At 72.8% G+C, this 7,879-nt stretch carries 2 protein-coding genes; both read right to left on the minus strand.

Annotation, left to right across the window (positions count from 1 at the left end; translation table 11 throughout):
* A partial coding sequence (locus AB4Z01_RS35390) for a condensation domain-containing protein (RefSeq protein ID WP_441701431.1) occupies positions 1 to 2,410 on the minus strand: 2,410 nt, incomplete at its 3' end.
* The gene (locus AB4Z01_RS35395) at positions 2,407 to 7,875 is read right to left on the minus strand and encodes an amino acid adenylation domain-containing protein (protein ID WP_441701433.1); all 5,469 of its coding nucleotides are present in this window, start codon (positions 7,873 to 7,875) and stop codon (positions 2,407 to 2,409) included. The genes AB4Z01_RS35395 and AB4Z01_RS35390, both read right to left, overlap by 4 nt.
* Between the last annotated feature and the right edge of the window lie 4 nt (positions 7,876 to 7,879).

Below are 7,879 nucleotides of genomic sequence, written 5' to 3' on the forward strand. Positions count from 1 at the left end.
GGTTGTGCAGCCCGGCCGTGTGCAGCCCGGCCGTGGTCTGGCCCAGCACCGCGTCCTGCAGCTCGCGCGGCAGCGCCTCGCCGCTGCAGATGATCCGGCGCAGGCTGGTGCAGGTGGGCAGCTCGCCCGAGGCCGCGAAAGCCCCCAGCATCGACGGCACGAAGTGCAGCGTCGTGATCCCCTCGTCCCGGATCACCCGGCCCAAGGCCTCCGGGTCGCGATGCGCTCCGGGTTCCGCCACCACCAGGCAGGCGCCGGTCATCAGCGGCCAGAAGAACTCCCACACCGACACGTCGAAGCCATAGGGCGTCTTCTGCAGCACACGGTCCCCAGGACCGATGCCGTATTCCGCCTGCATCCAGTGCAGCCGGTTCAGCAGCCCCTTGTGGCTGTTGCCCACCGCCTTCGGCTTGCCCGTCGACCCCGACGTGGTGATGCAGTAGGCCAGACCCTCCGGATGCCAGTCGGTGGCAGGCGCCTCATCCGGGTACCCCGACAGGTCCCAGCCCTCCAGAGCCACCACCTCGACGCCCTGCGGCAGCCGGTCGACGAGATGCGCCTGGGCCAGCACCAGCGTCAGCCCGGTCTCGGCGATGGTGCCGGCCAGCCGCTCGCGCGGGTGCTCGGGGTCGAGCGGCAGATATGCCCCGCCCGCCTTGGCGATGCCGAGCAGCGCCAGCACCATCTCGGCCGACCGCTCCGCCGCCACCCCGACCGGCACGTCCGGGCCGACGCCGCGGGCCGCCAGCGCCTGGGCCAGCCGGTTGGTCCGGCGGTCCAGCTCGGCATAGCTCAGCCGCTCGGCGCCGAACACCAGCGCCTCCGCCTCCGGCGTCGCCCGCGCCTGGCGCTCGATCAGCGCCAGCACGGTCGGGACGGATTCGTAGGCCATGTCCGTCGCGTTCCACTGCGACAGGCGCTGCCGGTCCGCATCGGTCTGGAGGTCCAGCCGCGCCAGCGGCCGGTCGGGATACGCCACAGCCTGCTGCAGCAGCCGGAGGAGGCTGTCGCGCCAGCGCTCTACCGTCGACCGGTCGAACAGCTCGGTGGCGAAGTCCAGCTCGGCGGAGATCCGCCCGGCCTCGTCCTCCGCCGTCGTCAGGCTGAGGTCGAACTGGGCGCTGCCGCCGGGCCGCGCCAGGGTCTCGGCCCGCACATCACCGAGGCGCAGCGCGACCGCGTCGCGGCGCCGGCCGTGCTGCATCATCACCTGGAACAGCGGGTTGCGGCTCAGGCTGCGCTCGGGGTTCAGCGCCTCGACCAGCCGCTCGAAGGGCAGCGCCTGATGCGACTGGGCGGCCAGCGCCGTGTCCCGCACCGCCGTCAGCAGCGACCGGAAATCAGCCCGGCCATCGACCCGGACCGGCAGCACCTGGGTGTTAACGAAGCAGCCGATCACCGCCTCGACATCCTGGCGCTGGCGGTTGGCCACCGGCACGCCGATGCGCAGCTCGTTCTGCCCGCCGAGCCGCCGCAGCAGCGCGGAGAAGCCGGCCAGCAGCACCATGAACAGGGTCGCGCCCTGCTGCTGCGCCAGGGCGCGCAGCGATGCGGACAGGTCGGCCGGCAGGTCGAAGGCGACGGTGTCGCCGCGCCAGCTCGGCTCGGTCGGCCGCGGCCGGTCGGCCGGCAGCTCCAGCACCGGCTGCTCGGAACCGAGCCGCTCGAGCCAGGAGGCGAGCAGCCGCTCGCCCTCGCCGGCCTCCATCAGCTGGCGCTGCCAGACGGAATAATCCGCGTACTGAATTCCGGACGCGGCTTGCTGCGGCCGGCCCGATCGGTGGTCGTTGTAGCCGCGGGCCAGATCCTCGACCAGCAGGTCGAGCGACCAGCCGTCGGCGACGATGTGGTGCAGGGTCAGCAGCAGCACATGCTCATCCGCCGCCAGCGTGACCAAGGTGGCGCGCAGCAGCGGCCCGGCCGTGAGGTCGAAGCTCCGCCGCGCCTCGGCCGCCGAGATCTCGTCGAGCCGAGCCTGCCGCCCGGCCTCCGGCACCGCCGACAGGTCGATCCGGGCGAGATCCAGCGGCGCCGGCGGCAGGATGCGCTGCTGCGGCTCGCCCTCGGCCTCCGGGAAGACGGTGCGCAGCGCCTCGTGCCGGGCGACCAGCCCGTCCAGCGCCGCCTGCAGCGCCGCCGGGTCGAGGTTGCCCGACAGGCGCAGGCCGCCGGTGATGTGGTAGGCCGCGCTCTCGGGCTCGAGCTGCCACAGCAGCCACAGGCGGCGCTGCGCGTGGGACAGCGGCAGGTCGCCATCGCGCGGTACCGGCACGATCGGCAGGCGCTGGGCGCTGATGCCCTTGGTGTCGAGTTGGGCCAGGAACTGCCGGCGCTTGTCGGCCGGCAGGGCGGCGACGCGCTCGGCGATCGCGCGCATCGGGTCGGCCGGCGGCACGGTCATGTCGTTCATTCGGGCAGCTCCAGCGCGTCCAACAGCTCGGACATCGCATCCAGTTCCGCCGCGGCCTTGCCGCGGCCGTATCGATCGATCAGCGCGGCCAGGCCGGCGATGGTGCGGGCTTCGAACAGCGCCGCCAGCGGCAGCTCCACTGCCAGGGTGTGGCGCAGCCGCGACACCATCTTGGTCGCCAGCAGCGAGTGCCCGCCGAGGGAGAAGAAGTCGTCGTGTCGGGAGACATGGGCGAGGCCGAGGACGTCTTGCCAGATGCGGGCGATGGCGAGCTCGGTCTCGCCCTCGGGCTCGGCCCGGCTGTCCGCGTCGCTCTCCCATTCTGGGTCCGGCAGCGCCTTGCGGTCGAGCTTGCCGTTGGCCGAGAGCGGCAGATGCTCCAGCCACAGCAGCCGTGACGGCACCATGTACTCCGGCAGGAGGGCCGCGAGGTGCTGCTTCAGCCCGGCCTCGTCGGGCTGCGTCTCGCCGGCGACATAGCCGATCAGCCGCCCCGCGCGCAGCAGCACCACCGCCTCCCGGACGCCCGGGTATGAGCGCAAGCCCGCCTCGATCTCGCCGAGCTCGATCCGCAGGCCCCGCAGCTTCACCTGATGGTCCAGCCGGCCGAGATACTCGATCGCCCCGTCCGCGCGACGCCGCACCAGGTCGCCCGAGCGGTACATCCGGCTTCCGGTTGGACCCTGCGGGTCCGGCACGAACCGGTCCGCCGTCAGGTCCGGACGGCCCAGATAGCCCCGCGCCAGGTTCACCCCGGCGATGTACAGCTCTCCCGACACACCTTCCGGCACCGGGTTCAGATCGGCATCGAGAATGTGGATCCGGGTGTTGGCGATGGCATGCCCGATCGGCACGCTGGTCTGTCCAGGCTCGGGCCTGCAGGCCCAGACGGTCACGTCGATCGCCGCCTCGGTCGGGCCGTACAGGTTGTGCAGCCCGGCCGTGGTCTGGCCCAGCACCGCGTCCTGCAGCTCGCGCGGCAGCGCCTCGCCGCTGCAGATGATCCGGCGCAGGCTGGTGCAGGTGGGCAGCTCGCCCGAGGCCGCGAAAGCCCCCAGCATCGACGGYACGAAGTGCAGCGTCGTGATCCCCTCGTCCCGGATCACCCGGCCCAAGGCCTCCGGGTCGCGATGCGCTCCGGGTTCCGCCACCACCAGGCTGGCCCCGCTCATCAAGGGCCAGAAGAACTCCCACACCGACACGTCGAAGCCATAGGGCGTCTTCTGCAGCACCCGGTCCCCCGGACCGATGCCGTATTCCGCCTGCATCCATTGCAGCCGGTTCAACAACCCCTCGTGGCTGTTGCCCACCGCCTTGGGCTTGCCGGTCGAGCCCGAGGTGGTGATGCAGTAGGCGAGGCTGTCGGGATGCCAGTCCACCGCCGGTGCCCGGTCCGGCCAGCCGGACAGGTCCCAGCCCTCCAGCGCCACCACCTCGACGCCGTGGGGCAGCCGGTCCGTGAGATGTGCCTGGGCCAGCACCAGCGTCAGCCCGGTCTCGGCAACGGTCCCGGCCAGCCGCTCGCGCGGATGCTCCGGATCGAGCGGCAGATAGGCCCCACCCGCCTTGGCGATGCCGAGCAGCGCGAGCACCATCTCGACCGACCGCTCCGCCGCCACCCCGACCAGCACGTCCGGGCCGACGCCGCGCGCCGCCAGCGCCTGGGCCATCCGATTGGTCCGGCGGTCCAGCTCGGCGTAGCTCAGCCGCTCGGCGCCGAACACCAGCGCCTCCGCCTCCGGCGTCGCCCGCGCCTGGCGCTCGATCAGCGACAGAACGTTCGGGACGGATTCGTAGGCCACGTCCGTCGCGTTCCACTGCGACAGGCGCTCCCGGTCTTCCCGGGTCGGCAGGGCGATGCTGCCCAGGAGCGCATCAGGAGCCTGGGCGAGGCCCACCAGCAGCGCCTCGAACTGGCGCATCAGGCTGTCGATGCGGTCCTGGTCGAAGGCGTCGCGCCGCCAGCTCCAGCCGATCTCGATGTCCCCGCCGGCCTGCACCGTCAGGGTCAGCGCGTAGTTCGTCGTCTCCAGGTTCGAGACCGCGCCGAAGCGCAGCCCCTGGCTGTGCAGCCCCCGGCTGTCGCGCTCGCGCAGCGCCTGGTCCACCGGATAGTTCTCGAACACCAGCAGCGTGTCGAACAGCGACCGGCCGCCCTGACCCGCCCAGCCCTGGATCTCGTACAAGGGCGTGTGCTCGTGCTCGCGCAGCGCCGCGTTCTCCGCCTGCAGCTCCCGCAGCCAGTCCCCGACGCTCCGCGCCGGATCCAGCGCCGGCGCCACCGGCAGCGTGTTGATGAACAGGCCCATCATGGCCTCGGCGTCCCGCAGCTCCGCCGGACGCCCCGACACCGTCGCCCCGAACACCACCCGGCGCTGCCCGGTGACCCGCGACAGCAGCAGCGCCCACGCCCCTTGCAGCATCGTGTTCAGCGTTACGTGCTCGCGCCGGGCAAAGGCCTTCAGCGCCTCCGTCGCCGCACCGTCCAGCCGCAGCCTGGCGCTGTCGTGCCCCGGCTGCGCCTCCGGCGCCGGCACGGCCGAGGCCAGCAACGTCGGCTCCTCCACCCCGGACAGACGCTCCCGCCAGAACCCCTGGTCCGCTTCCTGGTCCCGCTCGGCGAGCCAGGCGATGTAGTTCCGGTACCGGCCTGCCACCGAGGCCGGCGCCGTGCCGTGATAGCGGGTCAGCACCTCGCCGATCAGCCGCGACGTGCTCCAGCCGTCCAGCAACAGGTGGTGGCTGGTCAGGATCAGCCGGTGCCGGTCCGCCGCCGTCCGCACCAGCAGCACCCGCAGCAGCGGCGCCGTCGCCAGATCGAAGCCGCGCGCCCGGTCCGTCGCCGCGAGCTCGGTCAGCGCCTGCTCCAGATCCGGCTTGCCGCGCCAGTCCAGATGCGCCACCGGCGACGGCACCCGACGGCGCACCAGCTGCAGCGGCGTGTCGCCCTGCCACAGGAAGCCGGTGCGCAGGATGGTGTGGCTCGCCACCGCCGCCTCCCAGGCCCGGCCGAAGCGGCCGGCATCCAGCCCGTCGACATCCACCCGGATCTGCGTCACATACAGCTCCGGCACCTGCAGGCTGTGGAACAGCATCCCCTGCTGCATCGGCGACAGCGGGTACAGGTCCTCGATCTCCGCCGCCGGCACCGGCAGCGCGTCGAGCTCGGCCTGGCTCAGACCGGCCAGGGGCACGTCCGACGGCGTCAGCCCGCCCGCCCCCGGCGCGCCGCACAACTCGACCAGAGCTGCCAGCTCGGCACCGAAGGCCTGGGCCAGCTGCTCGATGGTGCCGGCATCGTGCCGGGCGGCGCTGTACAGCCAGGACAGGCCCAGCACGCCTTCCGCCACCTGGCCGTTCACCACCAGCTCGGCGCCAAGCGGCGAGCCCTCCGACTGGTCCCGGCCGGCACTCTCCCGTGCCAGGGCGAAGGCCCCCGCCGTCATCCCGTCGAACCGGCCCAGATAGTTGAACGTCACCGCCGGCCAGGGCTGTGAGGACAAGGACGCCTGCACCTGGTCCGATCCCATGTGCCGCAGCACGCCATAGCCGAGGCCGCGCTGCGGCACCGACCGCAGCTGCTCCTTCATCGCCTTCAGCGATGCTTCGAGGTCTTCCGCCGGCGTCAGGCGCACCGGGTAGAGGCTGGTGAACCAGCCCACCGTCCGGCTCAGGTCGAGCCCGCCCAGCTCCTCGCGGCCATGGCCTTCCAGCGCCACCAGCGCCGAGTCCTCGCCGCTGTGCCGGCACAGCACCCGTGCCAGCGCCGTCAGCAGCAGGTCCTCCACGCCGGCCCGCCACGCCCGCCCCGCCGTCACCAGACGCTCGGTCAGGACCGCGTCGAAGCGCTGCCGGTGCTCCGCCCGATGCGCCACCGTGTTCTCGCCTGCCGGACGCGCCACCGGGAAGTCCGCTGGGCCCTCCAGCACGCCCTGCCAGTAGGGCAGCTCCGCCAGCAGCTCCGGGCTCGCGGCATGGGCCTGCAGCGTCTTGCCCCAGGACCCGAAGCTGCCGCTCGTCTCCGGCAGGGCGATGGCCTCTCCGGCCATGGCTTGGCCGTAGGCGGCCTGCAGGTCCTCCAGCAGGATCCGCCAGGACACCCCGTCCACCACCAGGTGGTGGATCGCCAGCAGCAGGCGCTGCGTGCCGTCCCAGCGCTCGGCCAGCACCGCCCGCAGCAGCGGGCCCTCGGCCAGGTCCAGGCTGCGCTGGGCCGCCTCTGCCACCGCCGCCTGCCCGGCCTCGTCGGCAACGCTGCGCAGCCACAGCCAATCCTGCTCCGCCGGATCGGCATAGGCCTGGCTCCAGGCGCCGTCCTGGCCCTGCACGAAGCGCAGCCGCAGCGCGTCGTGATGCGACACCACCGCCGCAATGGCCCGGCCCAGCGCCTCCGCGTCCAGCCGCTGCCGCGGCGCCAGCAGCACCGCCTGGTTCCAGTGGTGGCGCTGCGGGATCGCTTCGGCGAAGAACCAGCGCTGGATCGGCGTCAGTGGCGCCTCGCCCGTCGCCACCTCCTGCACCACCGCCGCCGTCTCGCGCCCGGCCACCGCCGCCAGCCCACGCACCGTCTGGTGCTCGAACAGCTGCCGCGGCGTCAGCATCAGACCCGCCCGGCGGGCTCGCGACACCACCTGCAGCGACAGGATCGAATCCCCGCCCAGCTCGAAGAAGTTGTCGTCACGGCCGACCTGCCGCAGCCCCAGGACCTCCGCCCAGATCCCGGCGATCGCCTGCTCCGCCTCGCCCTCCGGCGCCGACCGGGCGGTGCTCTCCCACTCCGGCTCCGGCAGAGCCTTGCGGTCCAGCTTGCCGGTCGGCAGCAGCGGCAGCGCCGGCAGCACCATGATCCGCGACGGCACCATGTAGTCCGGCAGCTGACCCGCCAGATGTGCCTTCAGCGCGGCCTCGAAGCCGTCAACGGCCTCCGGTGCCGCGACATGCGCCACCAGCCGCTTGCCGCCCGGCGACGACACCGCCGATACCACCGCGCCGCGCACCTGCGGGTGCGACAGCAGCCGTGCTTCGACCTCGCCGGGCTCGATCCGGTAGCCCCGGATCTTCACCTGGTGATCGGCCCGGCCGAGATAATCGATCGACCCGTCCGGCCGCCACCGCACCACGTCACCGGTCCGGTACATCCGCGATCCCGGTTCGCCAGACGGGTCCGGCACGAAGCGCTCCGCCGTCAGGTCCGCACGGCCGACATAGCCCCGCGCCAGGCCGGACCCGCCGATGTAGAGCTCGCCCGCCACGCCCACCAGCACCGGCTGCAGCCGCCCGTCCAGCACATAGGCCCGGCGGTCCCCCACCGGACGGCCGATCGGCACATAGGCCCCGTCGCAGGCCGTCTCGGCATTCCCCTTCCACACCAAAGGCGTCACCACCGCCTCGGTCGGGCCATACCCGTTGATCAAGGCCCGCGGTCGCAAAGCCCGACGCACTCGGTCGTACCCCGCCGCTGGCATCGCC

The organism is Inquilinus sp. YAF38, assembly GCF_052113205.1.
Lineage (GTDB): Bacteria > Pseudomonadota > Alphaproteobacteria > DSM-16000 > Inquilinaceae > Inquilinus.